This window comes from Azospirillum sp. UENF 312511, from assembly GCF_058780635.1.
The window spans coordinates 545,193-568,231 of record NZ_JBSNCG010000003.1 but is presented as its reverse complement, the minus strand read 5'-3'; the positions used below and the strand labels follow the sequence as shown (position 1 = coordinate 568,231).

The following is a 23,039-nucleotide window of genomic DNA, read 5'->3' as shown; positions in this document are numbered from 1 at the left end:
CCATGGCCGACGTGATCTTCTTCGAAAAGCCCGGCTGCGCCGGCAACAACCGCCAGAAGGCGCTGCTGGCGGAGGCCGGGCACACCGTCCACGCCCGCGACCTGCTGTCCGAGCCCTGGACGGCGGACCGCCTGCGCCCCTTCTTCGGCGACCGCCCGGTGGCCGAGTGGTTCAATCGCGCCGCCCCCGCGGTGAAGAGCGGCGAGGTCGATCCGGACGCGCTGGACGAGGCCGCCGCCCTGGCGCTGATGCTGACGACGCCGCTGCTGATCCGCCGCCCGCTGATGCAGGTGGGCGACCGCCGCGACTGCGGCTTCGAGGCGGAGCGGGTGGACGCCTGGATCGGGCTGGCCGCCGGAGCGCCGGAGGGCAAGCTGGAAGGCTGCGCCCGCGCCGGGATGCCACCCTGCCCACCACCCGCAAAGGGGTGACGGGACAACCCAGACTGTCGTAGGTTTGCCCCCGTCCTGTCTGATACCCGACAATCCTGTGATGGGGGCCGATCCATGTGCGAACTCCTGGGCATGAGCGCCAACGTGCCCACGGACATCTGCTTCAGCTTTCGCGGCCTGATGCGCCGCGGCGGGCAGACCGGTCCGCACCGCGACGGCTGGGGAATCGCTTTCTACGAGGGGAAGGGCTGCCGCACCTTCCACGACCCGGCGCCGAGCTGCGAGTCGGAGATCGCGCGGCTGGTCAGCAGCTATTCCATCAAGTCCTGCGTGGTCATCTCCCACATCCGCCGCGCCAACCGCGGCCGGGTGTCGCTGGAGAACACCCACCCCTTCACGCGGGAGCTGTGGGGCCGCGTCTGGACCTTCGCCCACAACGGCCAGCTCAAGGGCATCAAGGAACGGACGCTGACCTTCTACGAGCCGGTCGGGACGACGGACAGCGAGCACGCCTTCTGCTGGCTGCTCGACCAGATCCGCATGCAGTATCCGGAGCCACCCAAGAGCAGCGGCGCCCTGATGCGGCTGATCCGCGACCTCGCCACCGACCTCGGCACGCTGGGCGTCTTCAACATGCTGCTCAGTGACGGGCGGTATCTGTGGTGCCATTGCGCGACCAACCTCGCCTGGCTGACCCGCAAGGCCCCCTTCGGCCCGGCGACGCTGATCGACGAGGACATGAGCGTCGATTTCGCCAAGGAGACGACGCCCGACGACGTGGTGACGGTGGTCGCCACCCGCCCCCTGACCCGCGACGAGGATTGGACCGTCATGAAGGGCGGCGAGATGGTCGTGTTCAAGGGCGGCAATCGGGTGCGCTGACCGGGGATTGTTCTGATCCGTGCAACGAAGATTGGCGAAATCGGGGCTCAATCGATTGGCGTAAGCGGGCTTATGGTCACTTCCGAGACAAACCGAAGCGGTGACGGTGCCGGACCGGCGCCCCGCTTCCCGGACAGGAAGACGTGACCATGAAGATCCTTCGCATCGACTCCAGCCCGCTGGGCGACGCCTCCGTTTCGCGCCAGCTCACCGCCTCCATCGTCGCGGCGCTGCGCCAGGCGACGCCGGACGCCGAGGTGTCCGTCCGCGACCTCACCGTCGCCCCGCCGGACCACTTGACCGGCGAGCTGATGCAGGTCGTGAAGTTCCGCAACCTGGAGGGCCTGACCGCCCGCCAGCAGGAGGAGCTGGCCCTGACCGACGCGCTGGTCGACGAGTTCCTGGCCGCCGACGTCGTGGTGATCGGCGCCCCGATGTACAACTTCACGGTCCCGACCCAGCTCAAGGCCTGGATCGACCGTATCGCCCAGGCGGGTCGCACCTTCCGCTACACCGAGACCGGCCCGGTCGGTCTGGCCGGCGGCAAGAAGGTCTACATCGCCTCGACCCGCGGCGGCGTCTACTCGACCAACGCCGCGATGAGCGCGCTGGACCACCAGGAGGCCTTCCTGCGCACGGTTCTGGGCTTCCTGGGCGTCACCGACGTGACGGTGATCCGCGCCGAGGGCGTCGGCATGGGTCCGGATGCCCGCGCCAAGGCGCTGGCCGCCGCCCAGCAGGAGATCGACGCCCTGGCGACCCCGGTCGCGGCGTAAAGATCGCCGCGTTCCCTCTCGATGTCCCCTCTCCCCTCCGGGGAGAGGGTTAGGGTGAGGGGGTTGCGCGTGGCGGACCGTCCGGCACAAGCGCAACCCCCTCACCCGGCCCTTCGGGCCACCCTCTCCCCAGAGGGGAGAGGGGAGCTTCGCGACGCGCTAGCTTTAATTGGCCCCCATCGCCTCGCTGATCCGCCGGACCGCCTCGTCCAGGGGCAGGTCGAGGCGGGTGATGTTCTGCAGCTCCAGGAAGCGCGCCTCGTTCTTCGACAGCTCGCCCTCGATCACCGCCCAGTGCTTGTCTGACGAGCGCTTGGCGATCTGGCGGGCGAAGGTGCGCTGGATTTCCTGATCGAAGCGGCAGCCGAGATAGAGGAAGCTCCGGCCCGCCCGTCGTTCCTGCACGATGGCGGGAATCGGCGTCTGGATGTCGATCTCCGTGAGGATTTCGACGAAGTCGCTGTCGGAAATCAGGTAGTTCCCCGCCGGGGCGGCGCTGCCCGACGGCTTGTAGAGCAGGGTCTCCCAGCCCGACGCCGCGGCGGCCTCGACCTCCGCGCCGCCCGGCGCGTAGTATTTCACCCATTCGCCGACGCCCTGCGGGTGGGACAGGCCCTGGATCTGGCCCCAACTCCGCCCCGTGTCGGCGGTCAGCAGGCTTTCCAGCGTGTTGTCGTACCAAACATCGACGATCATCGGCGGTGCGGGCAGGGCGGCCAGCCACGCGTGAACCGGTGTGGCCGGAACCTCGCGCTTGAAGATCTCGTTCAGGATGCCGTCCAGCGTCTTGCGGTGGCGCCGCGATTCGATGAATTGGGCGACGGCGGTCAGCTGGCTGCGGATGCGGCCCGGTGCGGCGACCTTGGCGTTCAGCCGCTGCGCCAGTTCCAGCGAGGTGCGCGGGATCGGGCAGTCGGCCTCCGGCAGCAGCGCAAAGGCGCCCGGCCCGAGATAGGGCACCACGCCCCGCGCCTTCAGCGCCGCGGCGATCTCCGCGATGATGGTGTCGGTGTCCGTGCTGTCGATGACGGCGGTGTCGGTCATGCTAACCCCGTTCGGCTGGCTGTTGCCCCCTCCCTGACCCTCCCCCGCTGCGCAGGGGAGGGGAATGGCGCCGGGAAAGGGCCGCGTTTCACAAATAGATCGCCGCGCCCGCCCCCGTGTTGACGGTGGCGTCCTTCAGCGTGTCCACGATGAACTGCACCTCGTCGGCGGTGACCTTGTGGTGCAGCGGCAGGGCCAGCACGCGGTCGACCGTCTTCTGGCAGACCGGGCAGTCGGCCCGGCTGGCGCCGCGCTCCTGGTAATATTGCTGGGTGTAGAGCGCCTGCCCGTAGTCCGACGCCTCGACATCGTGCGTCGCCAAGTCCTCCAGCACCGCCTTGCGCCCCGAGGCGGTGAAGCGGGTGCCAAGATGCACGGCGTAGACCATCGGGTGCACGTCGTCGGCGCCCGGCCCCTTGTAGGGCGGCTTGATGCCCTCGAAACTGGCCATGGCCGCCTCGTAGTGGCCGACCACCTCCCGGCGCTTCGCCAGGATTTCCGGCAGGCGCTTCAACTGGACGAGGCCCAGCGCGGCGGTCAGGTTGCTCATGCCCGCCTGGAAGGGAATGGTGCGGGTGATGACCACCGTGTTGCGGTGCTCCATCTCGCGCCGGCGCAGGTAGCGGAGCTGGTGGGCGAGGTTGCGGTCGTCGGTGACGATCATCCCACCTTCGCCGGTTACCAGCACGCCGGGTTCGGAAAAGTCGAAGACCGCGCAGTCGCCGAAACTGCCGACCAGCTTCCCCTTGTAGGAGGAGCCGATCGCCTCGGTCGAATCCTCGATCAGGATCAGCCCCTTGTCCGTAGCGAGCGCGCGCAGCTCGTCCCAATGGGCGGGGTGGCCGTTGACGTTGCCGGCCAGGATGGCCTTGGTCCGCGGCGTGATCTTGGCCTCAGCCTTCGCCGGGTTGATGGTGTGCTGCCAGTAGTCGATGTCGACGAAGACCGGCTCCGCGCCGGCCAGCGCGATGGCATGCTGCACCTGATGCCAGCCGAAGGGGGAGCAGAGAACCTCGTCCCCCGGTCCGATGCCGTAGGCCTTGAGCACCATCAGCGTGGCGATGGTGCCGCTGGACACCGCGACCGCGTGCGCGCGGCCGAGCCAGGCGGCGAAAGCCTGCTCGAACCCCTCCGTCATCCGCCCGTCGCCGAGGCTGCCGGAGGTGAGGATGCGGCTGATGACCGCCACCTCCGCTTCCGAAATGTCCGGGTCGATCAGCGGGATGTAGTCGCCGAGTTCGCTGCCTTCGTCGTCTTCGGCTGAGTTGTCCGGGGGCATCGTCATTCCGCGATCCTTATTCAGTCGTCCTCGTCCCGTTGCGCGATCACCACGCCGGTCGCCGTCTCCGGCTTGTTGGTGATGAGCCAGCAATGGTTGGTGCCGTCCACGAGGTAGAGGTTGAAGCCGGGCTCCTCCCGGAAGGCGTCCTCCGCCATCACCGCGGCATGCGCCCCGGTGACGTTGGACAGGTCCGGGTTCGCCTCGCGAACGGCGCGGACCACGGCGTCGAGCCGGGTGCCGTCCGCGAAGAGGCCGCCGGCCAGGGCGGCGATGGCGTCGATCCGTTCCGGGGACAGGGCCATGACGGTCACTCCGCGCCGCGCTTCTTGGCTTCGACGGTGATGGGCAGGCGGGTGTCCGCCGGCATCTCCGGCAGGTCGAGCGTCCAGCCGTTGGCGACCTTGACCCAGCCGCCCCACAGGCCCGGCTTCTCCATCTCGGTGATGGGTTCCTCCAGGTCCTTCTTGGCGACGTAGATCGTGTATTGCTCACCGGCCTTGCGCACCATCACCTTCATGTCACTCTCCAGTCGTCGTGTTTTGGGCTGTCGTTTGGTCAGGCCGCGATCCGCGCGTAGAGCGCGGGGAACTCGTTGAGGACCGATTCCACCTCCTCCGCCGTGCTGTAGCGGCTGAGGGAGAAGCGCAGGCTGGCCGCGGCCTCCGCCGGGGTCAGGCCCATGGCGGTCAGGACGTGGCTCGGCTCGTTGCCGCCGGACGCGCAGGCCGCTCCCATGGAGACGGCGATGCCGGCGCGGTCGAGCCGCATCAGCAACTCCTCCGCGTCCAGCGGGCGACCCTGCGGGTCGGCGAAGCGGATGTTGCTGGTGTTGGACAGCCGGGCCGCTCCCTCGCCGTTGACCCGGCTGCCCGGCCAGGCGGCGAGCACGCCGCGCTCCAGCCGGTCGCGCAGGATCGCCATGCCGCCGGCCTCCGCCACGCTGGCGGCGGCGCGGTTGGCGGCGGCGCCGAAGCCGACGATGGCCGGCACATTCTCCGTCCCGCCGCGGCGGTGGCGCTCCTGATGGCCGTGGATCAGCGGGGCGAAGGGCACGCCCTTGCGGATGAAGAGGGCGCCGACGCCCTTCGGCCCGTGCATCTTGTGGGCGGACAGGGTCAGCAGGTCGGCGTTCACCGCGTCGACTTTGATGGGCAGCCGCCCGGCGGCCTGCACCGCGTCGGTGTGGAACAGGGCGCCGCGCGCCTGGGCGATGTCGGCGGCGGCGCCGACCGGCTGGATCGCCCCGGTCTCGTTGTTCGCCCACATGACAGAGACCAGCGCCGTGTCGGGCGTCACCGCGTCGCGCAGGTCGGAGAGCGCGATGGTGCCGGTGCCGTCCACCGGCAGGACGGTGACCCTCCAGCCTTGCCGTTCCAGATCCTTCGCCAGCATCAGCGTCGATGGATGCTCGATCGCCGTGGTGACGAGGTGGCGGCGCTCCGGACGCTCCGCCGCGACGGCGCGCAGGGTGCCGAGCAGGGCCGTGTGGTTGGCCTCCGTCGCGCTGGCGGTGAACAGCATGTCCGCGGCCTTCGCGCCGACCAGCGCCGCCACCTGGGCGCGCGCCTCGCCCACCGCCCGCTTGGCGGCCATGCCGGCGGCGTGCGGGCTGGAGGGGTTGCCGAACTCCCCGGACAGGTGCGGCAGCATCGCCTCCCGCACCTCGGGCGCCAGCGGGGTCGTCGCGTTGTTGTCGAGATAGATCATGGGTCCATCGCAGGCCGTGGCACGGAGGGGGCGGTCAGTCCATCACGCCGGGGACGCCGCGGCGGCGGCCGTCGGCGGGCGTGATCTCCTCCTCCAGGCAGCCGACGACGACGCCGGCCGGGAACTCCACCAGATAGACGGGGATCTGCGTGCCCTCGGCGTGGCCGATGCGCACGATGGTGCCGGGCGTGCCCTTGGGGGCCAGCAGCGCGCCGTCCTCGGCGTTGGGGTGGCTGCCGTCGTTGTGGAGGTCCACCGCGGCGGTGACCATCAGGCCCCAGTCGTAGAGCGGTTCGCGGGGCGGGATGAAGCCGGGTTTCTTCGCTTCGGTGACGGCGTCGCTCATCGCGTGCTCCTCAGGCGGGAAGGTCATTGCGGGTCGTTGCAGCGGGCGTCGACCAGTTCGAGTTCCTTGGCGCGCATGCCGACAATGATGCGCTTCTCGTAAAAATCGATGCCGTAGATGTAATACATCTGCAGATAGGTGCCGATCGACTTCACGTAGCCGATGTCCCCGGTGCGGATCAGGAAGTCGCCCATCGGGCGTCCGGGATAGGTGCCGTCGTTGCGCACGTCGCGAAGCGCGCGGACCTTCTGGCCCTCCTCGAAGGCGGGGCGGTCTTCCAGTTCGATCGGTTCGTTCGGATCGCGGGCGCGCTCGCGCATTCGGTGCTCCTTGCTCCGGTCAGTCGGGGATCAGGTCGCCGGTGGCGGGCAGTCCGGCGCGGCGCTTCTGCGCCACGGTGCGGACGTCGTCCACCGGGTCTTCGGTCAGCGGGGCGAGGTCTTCGGGCGGCAGGCGGCTGGCGACGACGAAGCGCACGCACCAGTCGGTGTCGCGGATCAGCGCGGCCAGCTTTTCCGGAGGCAGGCGGCGGGCGACGACCATGCGCACGCGGGCGCTGTCGTCCCAGGCCATGCTCATCAGCCAGTCCAGCCCGATGCGGTTGGCGACCTCCAGCCGGATTTCCGGGTCCTCGTCGTGCATCATCGCCGGCAGCATGCCCTCGGGCACACGGCGGGCGACGCGCAGGCGCACGGAGTAGTCGGGGTCGCGCATCAGCGGCGAGAGGTCGGCGTCCTCCAGCCGGGAGGCGACGGCGATGCGCACCTCGCGGTCGGGGTCGCCGCGCATCTTCAGCAGCAGGCGGCGGGGCAGGCGGCGGGCGACGGCGGCGCGCACCGTCTCGTCGGGGTCGTCCATCAGCCGCGGCACGATGAAGATCGGCGCGAAGCGGGCGGCGTTGGCGCGGACTTCGAAATAGGGGTGGTCGAGATGCTCGCCCGCCAGATCGTCGTTCCATTGGAAGAAGCGCTGGATGCGCTTGGCGTAGCGGTCCTGCACGCAGGCGCGCAGCGGTTCGCAGCGCCCCTCGGCCAGACGGTCGCGGTAGGCGCAGCCGTCGCAGTCGACGGGGTTGCCCAGCCAGTCCAGCGCCTTGTCGATGTCGTCGCTCATGCGTCGTCGTCCTCCAGCCCGGCGTCGTGTTGGCCGGCTTCGTGACGGTCCGCGGCGGCGAGCAGGCGGCTGGTTCCGAAGCGGTCCTTCGGGTCCAACTCCCGGACCTTGTTCAGGGCCTCGCGCCCTTCGGCCAGACGGCCCAGGCGCAGATGCAGGTAGCCGACTGCGGTCAGGGCGAACAGGAACAGGCGCGGGGCCGGCTCCAGACCCGCGAAGTCGACCCCCAATGACTTGGAAGAATTGTTGCCGACCATGCGCCAGTCGGTGTGGTTCAGGCCGATGGCCGCCATGGCGTGGCCGAGCATCCGCTCGCCGTAGAGCAGGGCGGTGTCCAGGTTCGCCTTGTAGAAGTGGAACTTGTAATGGCCGAGATCGACCAGCCGATGACCCGGCGCCAGCTCGGCGGCGTGGGCGAGGTAACGCTGCGCCGTCTCGGCGTCGGCGTGGCTGGCGGCGGCGAGATGCAGGAACCGCTCCGCCTCGGGCGGCAGGTCGCCGCCGTAGTAACGGCGGTTGAGCCAGCCTTCATCCACCTCGTCCAGCATGGCGGTGCGCTCCATGGACACCCTCTCCCGTGATGGGACGGGAGAGGGGTTTCGGGCGATCAGGCCGGGACGCAGCAATCGGCCGGGCAGACCGAGGCGCATTGCGGGCTGGAGAACTGGCCCTTGCACTCGGTGCACAGGTCCGCGTTGATGGCGTAGGCGCCCTTCTTGAAGCTGATGGCGTTGTTCGGGCACTCGGCCTCGCAGGCGCCGCAGGCGGTGCAGTCGGAAGCCTTGATCTTGTAAGCCATGACACTCTCCTTGCAGGTGGGGCGGCTGTTGCGGTGGGCCGCCGGGTAAATCCGTGGGTTCTGGTCGGTCTCTTGGGTATCAGGCGCGCAGGGCGGTGAAGGCGCCGGTGCGGATCACCGCGTCCTGCCCCTCGCGCGCGTTGATCGCACCTTGGCCGAGGCGCTCGGCGTAGTCCTTGAAGTAGGTCAATGCCGACTCCTCGATGTACTCGAAGGCGAAGCGGTCAACCGGTTCGATGCCCGCGTCCTTGAGATTCTGCGACGGGCAGCCGCCGATTTTGGCGACGAAGACCGCGGTGCAGTCGTTGATCGCCGACAGCACGCCGCCGAGCGCGTCCTCGTCGCCCGAGCCGCCTTCGCAATACTGGTCGACGCGGCGGTGGCCGACGAACTTGGCGCCCTTCGGACCGACCTCGTAGATCTGGAATTCCTTGGCGTGGCCGAAATGCTCGTTGATGCGCTCGCCGCCCTTGGTGGCGACGGCGATCAGGATCGGCTGCACCTCGGTGCCGACCGTCTCGGCGACGTCGGCCTGTGCGGCGGCCTTGGCGGCGTGGCGACCGGCGCGCTCGCCCTCGACATGCTCGCGGTAGGTGCGGGCGGCTTCCTGATCGTACTCCACCTCGCCCATCGCCTCGATCTGGTCGATGGTGAATTCGGAACCGCGGTCCTCGCCCAGCAGGCCGACCGCGTCGGCGCGGCACTGGCGGCAGTGGCGCATCAGCTTGGCCCCGCCCTCGCACTGGTCCTGCAGGACCTTCAACTCCTGCGCGGTCGGGCCGCGCTGGCCGGTCAGGCCGAAATGCGTGCCGTGCGCCGGGTCGGAGATCAGCGGCATGATGTTGTGCAGGAAGGCGCCGCGCGACTTCACGGCCTTGTTCACGTCCATCAGGTGCTCGTCGTTGATCCCCGGGATCATGACGGAGTTCACCTTCACCAGGATGCCGCGCGACGTCAGCATCTCCAGCCCGAGCATCTGGCGCTCGTGCAGGATCTTGGCGGCGTCCAGGCCGGTCCAGCGCTTGTGGTCGTGGAAGATCCAGGGGTAGATGTGCTGCCCGACCTCGGGATCGACCATGTTGATGGTGATCGTGACGTGGTCGATGTTGTAGTTCGCGATGGTGTCCACATGGTCGGGCAGGGCCAGACCGTTGGTGGACAGGCACAGCTTGAGGTCCGGCGCCTTCTTCGCCAGCATCTCGAAGGTCTTGAAGGTGTTCTTGCCGCCCGCCGCCAGACTGTCGCCGGGGCCGGCGATGCCGATGACGGAGAGCTGCGGGATTTCCTTGGCCACCGCCATGATCTTGCGGAGCGCCTGATCGGGGGTCAGCTTCTCGGAGACCACGCCCGGCCGGCTCTCGTTCGAACAGTCGTATTTCCGGTTGCAGTAGTTGCACTGGATGTTGCAGGCCGGCGCCACGGCGACGTGCATGCGGGCGAAATAGTGATGCGCCTCCTCGGAGTAGCAGGGATGGTTCTTCACCTTCTCCCACACCTCCGGCGCCATGTCGGCGGGGCCGTCCGACGACCCGCAGGAGGAGGAGGCGCAGCCGGAGGCGGCGGGCGGCGCCTCGGCGGCGGCTTTCAGCTCACCCACGCCCAGGATGCTGTCGAGCGAAATAACGTTGGCCATCGTCCACTCCCTTCCCAGCCGCGCCATCGGCGCCCTTGGTCAGGTCGTTAAAAGCAAGTTCGGGGCCAACCGGGTGAATTGTGGAGTTTCAGTGGGTTATGGGGATGTGTCGGGCGTGTGCGCCATGTCGGCAATCCGACAAAGGCGGACAAAGCCCAACAATGGCCGACAAACACGCCGCCTGTCGGGGACCCGACATGGGGCGCTGATGGGGTAACGGACTGGCATCGATTTCCCTCTCCCGTCTCGGGAGAGGGGGGCGCCGAAGGCGCCGGGTGAGGGTCGTGCGAGGATCAGCGGCTCGATCCTTGCCGGCACCCTCACCCTCCCACCGCTGCCGCGGCGGGTCCCTCCCTCTCCCAGGGCGGGAGAGGGTTGATCACGCGCTCCCCACCTGGAAGGTCAGGACATGGTCCTCGTCCGGGCGCAGCGGCTCTCCCCCGAACCCGATCAGCCCGCTGCCGGTCAGTTTCGTCGAATCGCGGCGCAGCAACAGGGAGGGGGACTTGCCCGTGCGGATGAAGGTGCCGTTGGTCGAATGGTCGGTCAGCAGGAAGCCGCCGCGGCTGAAGTCGATCACCGCGTGCTGGCGCGAGGTGCGGCGCGACGGGATACGCAGGCCGCAGCCCTCGTCGCGCCCCACCGTGACGCGCGGCAGCAGGGGAGTCAGCGTCGCCTCGGCGCGGCGCCCGGACAGGCGCAGGGACGGCAGGCCGCGCCCGCTGCCGGGAACCGATGTGGTCAGGGCGACGGTGGCGTTGTCCTCGGCCTCCGTCGGGGCGCTGCCGTCGCGGATCTGGTGGACGCGGACCGGGGCCGCCTTTCCCTTCACCGCAACGCTGTTCAGAAGGCGGGTCCGCGCCCGCAGCGGCGGTGAGAGGCGGTCGACCAGATCGTCGGTCGCCAGGATCTCGCCGGGGCGGGCGATGGATTCCAGCCGGGCGGCGACGTTGCAGGCGTCGCCGTAGAGGTCGCCGGGGCCGGCGATCACCGGGCCGAAATGCAGCCCGGCGCGCAGGCGCAGCCCGAACTCGCCTTGCCGCTCCATCATGGCAAGCGCGGCGCGGGTGGCGCCGTCGCTCATGGGGAAGCAGGCGAGCAGCCCGTCACCCAGGCTTTTCACCACCGTGCCGTCGTTCTCTCCGACGATCCGGCGCAAGCCCTCCAGCACCCGCTGGGTCAGAGCCGCCGCCTTGCGGTCGCCCGCCAATTCATAGAGCAGCGTGCTGTCGGCGATGTCCACGAAGAGGAGCGCGAGGGGCTTTTCCATCCCGTGCAAAGGCCCGAAGCTGGAGGTTGCGGGAAGCGGGGCACAGCGTAAAGCCGGTGTTCCACTGTCATATCACAACCGTTCGTAACGGTTACAGGGGCCTTGGAACCAGCAGGCCGCACGGCTGACGTGTCGCAGCCGGATCGCCGATTAGCCCTCAAGGGTTATATTGCGCGTTTATTTCTTCCCTCATAAGATGCAGCGAAGAGAATTCGCCGCGGTTGGACGTGCATCGCCGCCGGCCTGCCTTTCAGGGAGGGGATCATGACGGTATCGGGTGTGACCTCGGCGGCTTCGTCGTTTCCGGTCCTGCCCCGATCCACCGAGGCGCCCGCATCGCCAGGGGCGACCGCCGCGAGTGGCGGTGCCGCGTCCGATCGTGTAGCGCTGAGCGGGCTGGGCGGGGCGCTTCGCGGCGACGGCTTGGCCGCCTTCGGCGCGCTTTCGGACGCTCAGCGCCAGCAATTGGCCGATCTCGTCGACAGCGGGAAGATCAGTGGCGAGACGGTCAACGATGCCCTCACACAGCGGTTGAAGCAGGCCCGCGTCAGCGCGATGGGCGCGACGCAGCGCATGTACAACAACGATCACGCCGCCCTTTTCCTCGATGAGACGACCAGCAGCGATGACCTGCGCGGTGCTTTGTCACAGACGCTGGCCCGGCGGTCGTCGCTGATGGACAAGCTGACCGCGGCGATGAGCGAGGACGAGCGGGCGTCGGCGTCGAACGATTTAGCGGCGCGCACGGTGAATCCGCTCCTGGCGAAGGACCGGACGGGGATGTCACGGCACATCATGCCGGGCTTCTTCTCCATAGACTTTTCCGATTCCCGCCTGAACTCCACCAAAAAACAAGGGGATGCCACCTACAGCCTGAAGGCGTTGGGCGTCGATCTCGACGCGATCGACAAGGCACTGCGCAAGACCGGCGAAGAGGACGCCGCTGCCATCCTGTCGGAGCGGGCGGGTTTGCCGACATCCCGAAAGGTGGCGGCCGATCAGGATTATTCGTCGGACGACGCCTTGGTGAAGCCCCTGACCGTGCCATCGGGCGGTTTGTCGTCGGATGCCCTTCTCACCTACGGTGAAAAGCTGAGGTCATTCCTCCAAGCCTCTTCGGCGGAAACCCGTAAGGCCGGCACGTTGGCGGGCCACACGGTCTATCAGATCGACCGGCCCAACCATCTGACGCCTCCCTCGCTTCCGGCGCCGTCCCCGACGAGCGCCGCCGATGCCCAGGCGCAGGAGGCGCACATGAAGTACATAACCGGTCTGGCGGTTCGCTATTGATTGGCTGCTCCTGATCGGCCGCAATTGCCGGGGAGCACCGTCCCTCAGAAGCGCTTGATCTCGATGTTGTACTTGCGCAAGGCGTAGCTCACTTGACGGGTCGTCATGCCGAGAAGGCGGGCGGCCTTGGCCTGCACCCAGCCGGTGCGCTCCATCGCCCAGAGCAGGCGGTCGCGCAGCGATCCCGACTCCGGCTCGTCCAGCGGCACCTCGGCGGCGGGCGGCGGAGCGGCGTTGGCCGTCGATGCGGGTGCGGGAGCCGCGACGGCGGGCGCGCTCGGCTCGGGCAGGGGCAGCGGGATCAGGGGGACCGGAACCACCGGCTGGGCGGCGCCGCAGACCGGCGACGGGCCGGCGGAACAGCCCGACGCGCAGGCCGGCCACGCGCCGCCGCCGGCACCCGCCGGTTCCGGCACCGGGGCCGGCATCTTCGGCGCGGTGGCCGGCGCCGGACCGCCGGGGCGTCCGGGAGGAACACGGTTGACGGCCCCTGGCCCCATGGACGGGGCGAGCCCGCCGACCGAGGCGCCCAGCGTGCGGTACTGGAACAGCACCGAGGAGTTGCAGAGATTCAGGCTGCAGGATAGGGACTCGGTGCGGATGATGCCGTCGCGCGACTGGGTGGCCGCGCGCTCGATACAGTTCTCCAACTCGCGCACGTTGCCGGGCCAGGTGCAGCGGTTCAGCACCTCCAACGCCTGGTCCTCCATGACGAGATTCATACCGTTGTCCTTGGCGAACTTCGCCACGAAATGGCGGGCCAGCGGGCCGATGTCCTGGCGCCGTTCGCGCAGCGGCGGCAGATGGATCGTCACCACGTTGATGCGGAAATACAGGTCGGCACGGAACTTGCCGTGGCCGACCGCCTCCTCCAGGTTCAGGTTGGTGGCGCAGATCAGCCGGACGTCGGTCTTGATGGTCTTGGACCCGCCGACCCGCTCGAACTCCTGCTCCTGCAGCACGCGCAGCAGCTTGGCCTGGAAGTTGGGGGAGATGTCGCCGATCTCGTCGAGGAACAGCGTGCCGCCCGACGCCAGCTCGAACCGGCCCTTGTGGTCCTTCTGCGCGCCGGTGAAGGCGCCCTTCTCGTGGCCGAACAGCTCCGATTCCAGGAGCGATTCGGGCAGGGCGGCGCAGTTCACGCGGATGAAGGGGGCGTCCTTGCGCGGCGACATGTTGTGGATGGCCCGCGCGATCAATTCCTTGCCGGTGCCGCTCTCGCCGCGGATCAGCACGGTGGACTTGAAGGGCGCCACCCGGTGGACCTGAGCCATCACCTCCAGCATGTTGGGGCTGGTGCAGACCACGTCGTTGATCGGGGCGGCGACGGGCCGCAGCTCCTTCTGCATGCGGAAGGTTTCCCGCATCATGAAGCGGCGTTCCTCGGCTACGGTGCGGTGCAGCCGCACGGTCTGGCCGATCAGGTTGGCGACCATGGTCAGGAAGCGCACGTCGCTGCCGAAATGGCCCTGCGGCCCTTCGTCGGAAATGCGGTCGATGGTCAGCACGCCGACGACCACCCCCGCCGCCTTGATCGGCACGCCGACCAGCGAGGCCACCTGCTCGTCCAGGTCCTCGCGCCCGCCGGTGCGGTTGAGGAACAACGGTTCCTCCGCCAAGTTCGGGACGACGGCGGGCATGCCGGTCTTCAGGATGCGGCCGGTGATGCCTTCCCCGTCGCGGAATTCGATCTGCGCCGCGGCCTCGTTCGACAGGCCGTTCGCGGCGACCAGCCGCAGCACATTGTCCTCGCCGACCAGATAGACGCGCCCGCGGTGCATCTGCAGCTGGTAGGCCAGCGCGCGAAGCACCTCGCGCAACGTCTGCTGGAGGTCGAGAGAGGAACCGAGGATCTTGCTGACCTCATAGATGGTCAGCAGTTCCAGGTTCGACGTGGACTGGCGCATTGCACCCGGCATGATCGACACCCCCTGCTCAACCGGGACTCCGGACGTCGCGCACCGGCGCGCTCGTCGCATTGATCCCGGCACGGCGCCTTGAACCGTTCCTCCCGGGGTGGGGTGTGCGCTCGTTGCTGATCGGCGCCTTTGACCACCGGTGCGCCCGCCGCGCGTGCTTCCGTGACAAGCCGTTCGCGCTGCGGACTGTCGAAAGTTTCGGAAACTCTCGGTCGAAAGGCAAGCCCTTTTGCATATCAGTTGCTGCGGCGCACAATGACTTATGGCTGCGGCAGAACGGCGCAACCCTTGAGAAAACTGGAATTTCTACCGTTAAACAGCTAATAACTGACTGGTCAGTAATATTTTCTCCACCCTGGAGGACGGCATGCCGGAGGATGATCCCGCCGTTCCGCGCTGGCGCCGCCGCAAGGAGGCGCGCCCCCGGGAGATCGTCGATGCGGCCCTGACCGTCTTCGGCGAGCGCGGCTTCGCGGCGGCCCGGCTGGACGACGTCGCGGCGCAGGCCGGGGTCAGCAAGGGCACGCTCTACCTCTACTTCCCGAACAAGGAGGAGCTGTTCAAGGCGGTGGTCCGCGAGGCCATCCTGCCCAACCTGGACATGGCCGAGCGTCTGCTGGCCGGGGCGCAGGGGCCGAGCTTCGCCGTGCTGGAAACTCTGCTGACGCTCTTCGCGACGCGCATCCTGAAATCCCGTGCCGGCGCCATCCCCAAGTTGATCGTCGCCGAGGCCGGCAATTTCCCCGACCTCGCCCGCTTCTATTACGACGAGGTGATCCGCCGCGCCTTCGCCCTGCTGGCGGCGGTGCTGGAGCGCGGCATGGCGCGCGGGGAGTTCCGCCCGGTGGACGTCGACTCGACCGTCCGGCTGATCGTCGCGCCGATGCTGATGAGCGCGCTGTGGCGCTCCTCCTTCGAAGCGCTGGAGGGCCGCCCGCCGGACGTGGCGGCGCTGCTGGCCGCCCATCTCGACGCGCTGCGCCGGACCCTCGCTCCGGAGGGAGGGCCGCCGTCATGAGCTGGATCGCCGAAACGCTGGCGGCGGCCCTGTCCGTCCTCGGGCTGGGTGGCGGGGACGCCGTGCCGCTGGCCCACGGCTACGCCGAAGGGGAATATCTTCGCATCGCCGCCCCGGTGGCCGGGACGCTCGACACGCTGGCGGTGACGCGCGGCGGGCGGGTGGAGGCGGGCGCGCCCCTCTTCGCGCTCGACCGCACCAGCGCGCGGGCGGAGCGCGACCGGCTGGCCGCCGCGCTGGGGCAGGCGCGGGCGCAACTGGCCGACCTGCGGACGGGCCGGCGCCCCGACGAACTGGCGGTGGTCGCCGCCCAGCGCGCGCAGGCCGAGGCGGCGCTGCGCTATTCCGAAGCGGAGCTGGCGCGGCAGCAGACGCTGGTGGCGCGCAAGGTCAGTTCTGACGACCGGCTGGACGCCGCCCGCGCCAGCCGCGACGGCGACCGGGCGCGGTTGGAGGAGCTGACCGCGCAATTGGCCGTCTCCAACCTGCCGGCCCGCCCCGACCAGATCCGCGCCGCCGAGGACGCCGTGGCCCAGGCCGAGGCGGCGCTGGCCCAGGCGGACAAGCGCTTGGCCGAGCTGGCCCCGTCGGCGCCCGAGGCGGCGCTGGTCGAGGCCACGTTGTTCAACCCCGGCGAATGGGTGCCGGCGGGCGCCCCGGTGGTCTCGCTGCTGCCGCCGGGGAAGCGGAAGCTGGTGGTCTTCGTTCCGGAACCGCTGATGACCCGCGTCCGTCCGGGCGACCGGGTGACGGTGCGCTGCGACGGCTGCCCGCCCGGCCTGACGGCACGCGTGACCTATGTGGCGCCGCGGGTGGAATACACCCCGCCGGTGATCTACAGCGTCGGCAGCCGCGAGAAGCTGGTCTTCCGCGTCGAGGCGCGGCTGGAGGACGGGGCGACGCTCAACCCCGGTTTGCCGGTGGATGTGGAACTGCCGCCATGACCGGGGAGCCCGCCATCGACGTGCGCGGCCTGGTCAAGCGCTTCGGCGCCAAGACGGTGGTGGACGGCTTCTCCATCCGGGTGGCGCGCGGGCAGATCTACGGTTTCCTGGGGCCGAACGGGTCGGGCAAGACGACGACCATCCGCATGCTCTGCGGGCTGCTGACTCCCGACGCGGGGGAGGGGACCTGCCTCGGGCTCGACATCCGCCGCCAGAGCGCCGCCATCAAGCGGCAGGTCGGCTACATGACCCAGAAGTTCAGCTTCTGGGAGGATTTGAGCATCGCCGAGAATCTGGATTTCGTCGCCCGCATGTACGGGCTGCCGGACCGGCGGCAGAAGGTCGCCGCGGCGCTGGAGCGGCTGGGGCTGGGCAACCGGCGGGCGCAGCTGGCGGGGGAATTGTCCGGCGGCTGGAAGCAGCGCTTGGCGCTGGCCGCCTGCATCCTGCACGAGCCGAAGCTGCTGCTGCTCGACGAGCCGACCGCCGGGGTGGACCCCAAGGCGCGGCGGGAGTTCTGGGACGAAATCCACCGGCTGGCCGCCGAGGGGCTGACCGTGCTGGTCAGCACCCATTACATGGACGAGGCCGAACGCTGCCACGCCATCGCTTACCTCGCCTACGGCCGGCTGATGACCCAGGGCAGCGTGGAGGAGGTGATCGCCACCTCGGGTCTGGTCACCTATGAGGTCGGCGCGCGGGGGCGTGGTGGGCCGGACCTCGGGCACGTCGCGGCGGCGCTGCGCGACCGTCCGGGTGTCGAGATGGTCGCCGCCTTCGGCGCCCGGCTGCATGTCAGCGGCGGCGATGGTGCGGAACTGGAGGAGGCGTTGCGCCCCTGGGCCGCCGACCCGGGCCTGCTGGTGCGGCGGACGGAGCCGACCTTGGAGGACGTGTTCATCCACCTGATGAACCGCAGCACGGACAACTTCGCATGACCGCGCCGGTGGAAGGAGGAATGCCATGACGCACTTTTCCTTCGCGCGCTTCGTCGCGGTGATGGTGAAGGAGTTCATCCAGATGCGGCGCGACCGGCTGACCTTCGCCATGATGGTGGGGGTGCCGGTGCTCCAGCTCGTACTGTTCGGTTTCGCCATCAACTCCGATCCCAAGAGCCTGCCGACCGCCGTCCACGCCGCCGACTCCAGCCCCTTCGCGCGCACGCTGGTGTCGGCCATGGCGAATTCCGGCTATTTTGACGTGACCCGCGCCGCCGGCAGCCCGGCGGAGCTGGACCGCCTGCTGGCCGAGGGGCGGGTGCAGTTCGCCGTCACCATTCCCGCCGGATTCTCCCGCGATTTGCAGCGGGGCGAGCGGCCCGTGCTGCTGGTCGAGGCCGACGCGACCGACCCGGCGGCGACCAGCAACGCGCTGGCCGCCCTGTCCACCCTCGCGCGGCAGGCGCTGGACCCCGACCTGACCGGCCCGCTGGCCTCCCTGCGCTCAACCTCCGACCCGGTCGAGCTGCGGGTCCACCGCCGCTACAACCCGGAGGGCATCACCCAGTACAACGTGGTGCCCGGCCTGATGGGCGTGGTCCTGACCATGACCATGGTGATGATGACCGCGCTGGCCGTCACCCGCGAGCGGGAGCGCGGGACGATGGAGAACCTGCTGGCGATGCCGGTCCGCCCGTTCGAGGTGATGCTGGGCAAGATCGTGCCTTTCATCCTGGTCGGCTACATCCAGGTCGTCATCATCGTCCTGGCCGCCCGGCTGCTGTTCGGCGTGCCCATCGTCGGCAGTCTGGCTCTGCTGTCCGCCGTGCTGGTGCTGTTCATCGCCGCCAATCTGGCGGTGGGCTTCACCTTCTCCACCGTGGCGAAGAACCAGCTCCAGGCGATGCAGATGTCCTTCTTCTTCTTTCTGCCGTCCATGCTGCTGTCCGGCTTCATGTTCCCCTTCCGCGGCATGCCCGGCTGGGCGCAGGCGGTGGGAGAGGTGCTGCCGCTGACCCATTTCCTGCGCATCGTCCGCGGCATCCTCCTGAAGGGCAACGGTCCGGCGGAAATCGCGGGGGAGGTGGCGGCGCTGCTGATTTTCCTGGCGGTGGTCACCGTCGTCGCGCTGAAGCGCTACCGGCAGACCTTGGACTGAGCAGTAAACGGAGGCCGGGCACGGCTCTTCATCGTAGCCGGCAAGTTGAAATCGGCTGTGACATGAGCGTGAGCCTCACATTTCGTTAAGGAACATTGGCTCTAATCTTTCCCGATTGGCGGTCCGTGGGGGAAGATGATGGGGCGCTTGGCGATTGGCCCGACGATCGGGATTCTTGCGGCGGCCTTGGTCGCAGCCGGCTTGGTCGCCGCCGCTCTCGCCGGACCGGCCGAAGCCGGATCGTCCAAGAAGAAGAAGCCCGCACCGCCGGCTCCCAATTCCATCGCCTGGAGTCAGGTGAGCGGCCCCGCCCTGGGACCGGCCCAGTCCATCGGCGGCTACGCCGCGGGCTGCATTACGGGGGCGCAGGCGCTGCCGGGGGAGGGCACCGGCTATCAGGTGATCCGCATGTCCCGCCAGCGCTATTACGGCCATCCGGAACTGATCGACTATCTGAAGGGCTTCGGGCGGAAGGTCGCGGCGGCCGGGCTGGGGACCGCGCTGATCGGCGACATGGGGCAGGCGCGCGGCGGCCCGATGAGCTTCGGCCACGCCAGCCACCAGATCGGGCTCGACGCCGACGTCTGGTTGCGCCTCGACCACCCGCCGATGGGGCGCAACGCGCGGGAAAGCCTGAACGAGATCAAATACGTCGATTACGGGCGCGTCCGCGTCACCGAGGACTGGTCGGAGCGGCAGGCCCAACTCGTCCGCATCGCCGCCAGCGACCCTCGGGTGACCCGCATCTTCGTCAACCCGGCGATCAAGCTCGCCATGTGCCGCCATTCCTGGCCGGATCGCGCCTTCCTGCGCAAGCTGCGGCCCTGGCATGGCCATGACGGGCACATGCACATCCGCCTGGGCTGCCCGGCGGGAAGCCCGCAGTGCGAGGACCAGCGCGACATTCCCGACGGCGATGGCTGCGGCGACGAGGTCGCGTCCTGGCTCGGCTCCGTCTATCCGGTGGTGGAGAGGCACAACGGCAAGCCGCAGCCGCGCTACGTCAGCATGCCGCCCGCCTGCACCGCGGTGCTGCGCGCCGCCGGGACGCGGGTCGCCGCCATGGACGATCCGCACGTGGAGAAGGCACTACGGTAATGTGACGCAGGATTTTGCGCTTGCGCGAACGGAGCGCCCGGATACTGTGAAAGTCGGAATGAATTCGTCCGGCGGTCCAGGCAACGGGGCAGGCGCGAAGGCGATGAGCGATAACAGCGGACACGATCACGCGGGCGCTCCCCGCATCACGCTCAAGACCCGCCTTCACGCCTGGTGGGAGGGGTACGACCTCTCCGGCCTGAAGGGCCGGGGCGGGGAAGGGGACGGCAAGCCGCAGGCTGGCGCCGCTCCGGCCCAGCCCGCCGCCCGCGGGCATGGCCCCGGCGTGAACCGCTGGGGAAAGCCGCTGTGGAGCGCCACGCGGATCGAGGTCGCGGAGAAGCTGTGGGGCGAGGGCTTCAACACGCCGGGCGGCCACGACCACATCCCCTATCTGGTGAAACCGCTCGGCCTCAACCCGGCGATGAGCGTGCTGGACCTGTCCGCTGGGCTGGGTGGCACCAGCCGCACCATGGCGAGCAAGTACGGCTGCTGGGTCACCGGCCTGGAGGCCTCGGAGCTTCTGGCGAAGGAGGGGATGATCCGCTCCTTCAAGGAGGGGCTGGAGAAGAAGGCCCCGATCGAAACCTACGACCCGGAGAATTTCAGCTATCCCAAGCGCGTGGACGCCATCGTCTACAAGGAAGGGATGTTCTCCGTCCGCGGCAAGGACCAGCTTTTCGACGGGATGGAACTGGCGCTGAAGCCGCGCGGCCACCTGCTGATGACCGATTACGTGATCGAGCCGGCGCTGGCCGGGGCCAAGGCCGTCCAGATCTGGTGCGACAAGGAGCCGATGCAGCCGCATCTGTGGTCCAAGGACCAGATGGCCGCCGCCTTCGCCCAGCGGAACCTGGACCTGCGAATCGCCGAGGACATCACCGACACCCACCGCGGCCTGATCGTGAGCGCCATCCAGGGGCTGGTCGAGCATCTGGAGCGCCATCATCTGGATCACGAAACCAAGCTCGCCGTGATGGACGAGGTCGAACTGTGGGTCCGCCGCGTGTCCGCCATCGAGGCGGGCATGAAGGTGTGCCGTTTCTACGCGCTGAAACCGGCGGAGTAGCGTCGAAACGGCCGCGTCCGGCGGGAAACGCAACCGCGACGGGGGCCGTTGACAGCGGGGGTGCGCCGCACTATGGTGCGCGCCTTCGATCGAGCCGCCGACCGACCAGGATGAAGAACTATGAAGATCGTTAACTCTCTCAAGTCGATGAAGACGCGCCACAAGGCCTGCCGCGTGATCCGCCGCAAGGGCCGCGTCTACGTCATCAACAAGCAGAACCCGCGCTTCAAGGCCCGTCAGGGCTGAGACCGGCGGCCGGGTCCGCCCGGCCGACGAGTGCTGTGTTGTTGAACGCGATGCCGCGCCGTTCCCTTGGGACGGCGCGGCGTCGCGTTTTGGCGTGTCCGGAAAGCGTTCAGTCCTGCAGGCGCGGAAACACGCCACCAACGGCAATGCAGTATTGCAGGCCGGGAGCGGGCGACTCCAGCGTCGGCAAAGCGAATTCCTTCTCCCCATCGCCGCCATAGGTCGTGCCGATCAGCGAGAAAAGCGCGATGAAATGGTTGACCGAGAGCCGGCGTCCATCCGCCGGCAACCACCCGAGGGGCAGCCGGGCGTAGGAGAACAGGCGGATTTCGCCGATGTAGACATCGATCTCGGGATTGCCGGGGTGCATTCGCGTATCTCCGTTCCGTGGCATTCGTAAGGTGTGGCCGGCGCGCCGGGGCGGCGCGCCGTGGTTCCCTTTTTATTGGCTGCCGTAAAAATGGCAATCCGGGCATCGTTCTTCCGTCAAGGTTGAAGAGGTAAACCTGCCTATGGCAGGGCGGAACGCAAGGGGGCTGGCATCGCCCGCCGTCCGATGTTACCTGTGGAAGGGAACGCCGCGGGAACAATCCGGGCGACGGACTATGGGGGAGGACGGCCGGCCATGCGGATGCCCGCGCCCGACGACGGCGTCATCGCGCGCCGCCGCGAGATCATCGCAGCGCTGCGGGCCATCGTGCCCGGCGAGGGGGTGATCGTCGACGAAAGCGAACTGCGCGCCTATGAATGCGACGGGCTGACCGCCTACCGCCAGCTTCCCATGGTCGTGGTGCTCCCCAGCACGACGGAGCAGGTGAGCCGGGTGCTCAGGACCTGCAAGGAGATGGGGGTGAAGGTGGTGCCGCGTGGCGCCGGCACCTCCCTGTCGGGCGGCGCGCTGCCGCTGGCCGACGGCGTGCTGCTGGGGATGGGCAAGTTCAACCGCATCCTCGACATCGACTTCGCCAACCGCTGCGTGGTGACCCAGCCGGGGGTGACCAACCTCGGCATCTCCAACGCGGTGGCGCATGAGGCCTTCTATTACGCGCCCGACCCCTCCAGCCAGATCGCCTGCACCATCGGCGGCAACATCGCCGAGAATTCCGGCGGGGTGCATTGCCTGAAATACGGGCTGACCACCAACAACGTGCTGGGCCTGGAGATGGTGCTGATGGACGGCACCATCCTGCGGCTGGGCGGCAAGCACCTCGACGCCGGCGGCTACGATCTGATGGGCGTCGTCACCGGCTCCGAGGGGCTGCTGGGGGTGGTGACCGAGGTCACGGTGCGCATCCTCAAGAAGCCGGCCACCGCCCGCGCCGTGCTGATCGGCTTCCCGACCAGCGAGCAGGGTGGCGACTGCGTGGCCGCCATCATCGCCGCGGGCATCATCCCCGGCGGCATGGAGATGATGGACAAGCCGGCCATCCACGCGGCGGAGGATTTCGTCCACGCCGGCTACCCGCTGGACGTCGAGGCCCTGCTGATCGTCGAGCTGGACGGCCCGGCGGCGGAGGTCGACCATCTGATTGAGCAGGTGGCGGAGATCGCGCGGTCCAAGGGCTGCTGCTACTCCCGAGTCTCGACCTCGGAGGAGGAGCGGCTGTCCTTCTGGGCCGGGCGCAAGGCGGCCTTTCCGGCGGTGGGGCGCATCAGCCCCGACTATTACTGCATGGACGGCACCATCCCGCGCAAGGCGCTGCCCCTGGTGCTGCACCGCATGCAGGAGATGTCCGACCGCTACGCGCTGCGGGTCGCCAACGTTTTCCACGCGGGCGACGGCAACCTGCACCCGCTGATCCTCTACGACGCCAACAAGCCGGGCGAGTTGGAGCGGGCGGAGGCCTTCGGCAACGACATCCTGCGCCTGTGCGTGGAAGTCGGCGGCGTGCTGACCGGCGAGCATGGCGTGGGCGTGGAGAAGCGCGACCTGATGACCGACCAGTTCGACGAGGTCGATCTCGACCAGCAGCAGCGGATCAAATGCGCCTTCGACCCCGACGGGCTGCTGAACCCCGGCAAGGTCTTCCCCAAGCTGCACCGCTGCGCCGAGCTGGGCCGCGTGCACATCCACAAGGGGGAGCTGCGCTTCCCCGACATCCCCCGCTTTTGAG

At 68.8% G+C, this 23,039-nt stretch carries 26 protein-coding genes; 12 read left to right on the top strand and 14 right to left on the bottom strand.

Translation table 11 applies throughout. The features are described 5' to 3' along the window. The first annotated feature begins 2 nt into the window (after positions 1 to 2). From ACWPN7_RS14030 to ACWPN7_RS14020, 3 genes are all read left to right on the top strand, one after another. The gene (locus ACWPN7_RS14030; protein ID WP_038531125.1) at positions 3 to 431 is read left to right on the top strand and encodes an ArsC/Spx/MgsR family protein; all 429 of its coding nucleotides are present in this window, start codon (positions 3 to 5) and stop codon (positions 429 to 431) included. Positions 432 to 506: 75 nt separating this feature from the next. Beyond that, positions 507 to 1,274 (top strand): class II glutamine amidotransferase, encoded by a 768-nt coding sequence (locus ACWPN7_RS14025; RefSeq protein WP_038528966.1) that lies wholly within the window; start codon positions 507 to 509, stop codon positions 1,272 to 1,274. 149 nt (positions 1,275 to 1,423) lie between these two features. After that, complete coding sequence (locus ACWPN7_RS14020; RefSeq protein ID WP_014239794.1) at positions 1,424 to 2,050, top strand: FMN-dependent NADH-azoreductase; 627 nt, start codon at positions 1,424 to 1,426, stop codon at positions 2,048 to 2,050. A gap of 165 nt (positions 2,051 to 2,215) precedes the next feature. Here the strand turns inward: ACWPN7_RS14020 and ACWPN7_RS14015 are convergent, their stop codons facing one another. The 12 genes from ACWPN7_RS14015 to ACWPN7_RS13960 form a co-directional block, all read right to left on the bottom strand. Beyond that, positions 2,216 to 3,094, bottom strand: a complete 879-nt coding sequence (locus ACWPN7_RS14015; protein WP_103040297.1) for an SIR2 family protein — start codon at positions 3,092 to 3,094, stop codon at positions 2,216 to 2,218. Between the two features lie 88 nt (positions 3,095 to 3,182). Further along, on the bottom strand, positions 3,183 to 4,379 hold the full coding sequence (locus ACWPN7_RS14010; protein WP_349619470.1) for a DegT/DnrJ/EryC1/StrS family aminotransferase: 1,197 nt from the start codon (positions 4,377 to 4,379) through the stop codon (positions 3,183 to 3,185). 14 nt (positions 4,380 to 4,393) lie between these two features. Then, a complete protein-coding gene (locus ACWPN7_RS14005; protein WP_103040295.1) occupies positions 4,394 to 4,678 on the bottom strand; it encodes a DUF6129 family protein in 285 nt (94 codons plus the stop codon). A 5-nt stretch (positions 4,679 to 4,683) separates the two neighbouring features. Continuing rightward, positions 4,684 to 4,893: a putative nitrogen fixation protein NifT gene (gene nifT / locus ACWPN7_RS14000; RefSeq protein ID WP_035672252.1), complete on the bottom strand. Its 210-nt coding sequence runs from the start codon at positions 4,891 to 4,893 to the stop codon at positions 4,684 to 4,686. A 38-nt stretch (positions 4,894 to 4,931) separates the two neighbouring features. After that, positions 4,932 to 6,083 carry a cysteine desulfurase family protein gene (locus tag ACWPN7_RS13995; protein ID WP_459196976.1) on the bottom strand — a complete coding sequence of 384 codons (1,152 nt, stop codon included), beginning with the start codon at positions 6,081 to 6,083 and terminating at the stop codon, positions 4,932 to 4,934. Positions 6,084 to 6,117: 34 nt separating this feature from the next. Continuing rightward, positions 6,118 to 6,429: a nitrogen fixation protein NifZ gene (locus ACWPN7_RS13990; protein ID WP_014239798.1), complete on the bottom strand. Its 312-nt coding sequence runs from the start codon at positions 6,427 to 6,429 to the stop codon at positions 6,118 to 6,120. 23 nt (positions 6,430 to 6,452) lie between these two features. Further along, a complete protein-coding gene (locus tag ACWPN7_RS13985) occupies positions 6,453 to 6,749 on the bottom strand; it encodes a nitrogen fixation protein NifZ (RefSeq protein WP_038528952.1) in 297 nt (98 codons plus the stop codon). Positions 6,750 to 6,768: 19 nt separating this feature from the next. Beyond that, on the bottom strand, positions 6,769 to 7,542 hold the full coding sequence (locus tag ACWPN7_RS13980) for a 4Fe4S-binding leucine-rich repeat protein (RefSeq protein ID WP_459196977.1): 774 nt from the start codon (positions 7,540 to 7,542) through the stop codon (positions 6,769 to 6,771). Next, positions 7,539 to 8,105, bottom strand: a complete 567-nt coding sequence (locus ACWPN7_RS13975; RefSeq protein WP_051657910.1) for a hypothetical protein — start codon at positions 8,103 to 8,105, stop codon at positions 7,539 to 7,541. Before ACWPN7_RS13975 ends, ACWPN7_RS13980 begins: the two co-directional genes overlap by 4 nt. Before the next feature lie 44 nt (positions 8,106 to 8,149). Beyond that, a complete protein-coding gene (locus ACWPN7_RS13970) occupies positions 8,150 to 8,341 on the bottom strand; it encodes a 4Fe-4S binding protein (RefSeq protein WP_014239802.1) in 192 nt (63 codons plus the stop codon). Between the two features lie 79 nt (positions 8,342 to 8,420). After that, on the bottom strand, positions 8,421 to 9,974 hold the full coding sequence (gene nifB / locus ACWPN7_RS13965) for a nitrogenase cofactor biosynthesis protein NifB (protein WP_459196978.1): 1,554 nt from the start codon (positions 9,972 to 9,974) through the stop codon (positions 8,421 to 8,423). A gap of 379 nt (positions 9,975 to 10,353) precedes the next feature. Further along, a complete protein-coding gene (locus tag ACWPN7_RS13960; protein ID WP_459196979.1) occupies positions 10,354 to 11,244 on the bottom strand; it encodes an adenylate/guanylate cyclase domain-containing protein in 891 nt (296 codons plus the stop codon). A 264-nt stretch (positions 11,245 to 11,508) separates the two neighbouring features. Between ACWPN7_RS13960 and ACWPN7_RS13955 the strand changes: the two genes are divergently transcribed. Then, positions 11,509 to 12,534 carry a hypothetical protein gene (locus tag ACWPN7_RS13955; RefSeq protein WP_459196980.1) on the top strand — a complete coding sequence of 342 codons (1,026 nt, stop codon included), beginning with the start codon at positions 11,509 to 11,511 and terminating at the stop codon, positions 12,532 to 12,534. Positions 12,535 to 12,578: 44 nt separating this feature from the next. Here the strand turns inward: ACWPN7_RS13955 and nifA are convergent, their stop codons facing one another. Next, on the bottom strand, positions 12,579 to 14,453 hold the full coding sequence (gene nifA / locus ACWPN7_RS13950) for a nif-specific transcriptional activator NifA (protein ID WP_459196981.1): 1,875 nt from the start codon (positions 14,451 to 14,453) through the stop codon (positions 12,579 to 12,581). A 367-nt stretch (positions 14,454 to 14,820) separates the two neighbouring features. Between nifA and ACWPN7_RS13945 the strand changes: the two genes are divergently transcribed. The 7 genes from ACWPN7_RS13945 (at position 14,821) to ykgO (ending at position 20,925) form a co-directional block, all read left to right on the top strand. Continuing rightward, positions 14,821 to 15,471, top strand: a complete 651-nt coding sequence (locus tag ACWPN7_RS13945) for a TetR/AcrR family transcriptional regulator (RefSeq protein ID WP_349619464.1) — start codon at positions 14,821 to 14,823, stop codon at positions 15,469 to 15,471. Then, positions 15,468 to 16,415, top strand: a complete 948-nt coding sequence (locus ACWPN7_RS13940; protein ID WP_459196982.1) for an HlyD family secretion protein — start codon at positions 15,468 to 15,470, stop codon at positions 16,413 to 16,415. Before ACWPN7_RS13945 ends, ACWPN7_RS13940 begins: the two co-directional genes overlap by 4 nt. Beyond that, the gene (locus ACWPN7_RS13935) at positions 16,412 to 17,353 is read left to right on the top strand and encodes an ABC transporter ATP-binding protein (protein ID WP_459196983.1); all 942 of its coding nucleotides are present in this window, start codon (positions 16,412 to 16,414) and stop codon (positions 17,351 to 17,353) included. Before ACWPN7_RS13940 ends, ACWPN7_RS13935 begins: the two co-directional genes overlap by 4 nt. 25 nt (positions 17,354 to 17,378) lie before the next feature. Next, entirely contained in the window at positions 17,379 to 18,512 is a 1,134-nt protein-coding gene (locus ACWPN7_RS13930; protein ID WP_459196984.1) for an ABC transporter permease, read from the top strand. A gap of 138 nt (positions 18,513 to 18,650) precedes the next feature. Beyond that, positions 18,651 to 19,610 (top strand): penicillin-insensitive murein endopeptidase, encoded by a 960-nt coding sequence (gene mepA / locus ACWPN7_RS13925; RefSeq protein ID WP_038528922.1) that lies wholly within the window; start codon positions 18,651 to 18,653, stop codon positions 19,608 to 19,610. A 103-nt stretch (positions 19,611 to 19,713) separates the two neighbouring features. After that, positions 19,714 to 20,679 (top strand): SAM-dependent methyltransferase, encoded by a 966-nt coding sequence (locus tag ACWPN7_RS13920; protein WP_038528919.1) that lies wholly within the window; start codon positions 19,714 to 19,716, stop codon positions 20,677 to 20,679. Positions 20,680 to 20,799: 120 nt separating this feature from the next. After that, positions 20,800 to 20,925 carry a type B 50S ribosomal protein L36 gene (gene ykgO / locus ACWPN7_RS13915; protein ID WP_012973122.1) on the top strand — a complete coding sequence of 42 codons (126 nt, stop codon included), beginning with the start codon at positions 20,800 to 20,802 and terminating at the stop codon, positions 20,923 to 20,925. A 109-nt stretch (positions 20,926 to 21,034) separates the two neighbouring features. Here ykgO and ACWPN7_RS13910 read toward each other — a convergent pair whose 3' ends face one another. Then, complete coding sequence (locus ACWPN7_RS13910) at positions 21,035 to 21,295, bottom strand: phage tail protein (RefSeq protein ID WP_038528916.1); 261 nt, start codon at positions 21,293 to 21,295, stop codon at positions 21,035 to 21,037. A gap of 255 nt (positions 21,296 to 21,550) precedes the next feature. On the opposite strand from ACWPN7_RS13910, the gene ACWPN7_RS13905 reads away from it, so the two are divergent. Next, positions 21,551 to 23,038 (top strand): FAD-linked oxidase C-terminal domain-containing protein, encoded by a 1,488-nt coding sequence (locus ACWPN7_RS13905; protein ID WP_038528913.1) that lies wholly within the window; start codon positions 21,551 to 21,553, stop codon positions 23,036 to 23,038. Position 23,039: the final 1 nt, after the last annotated feature.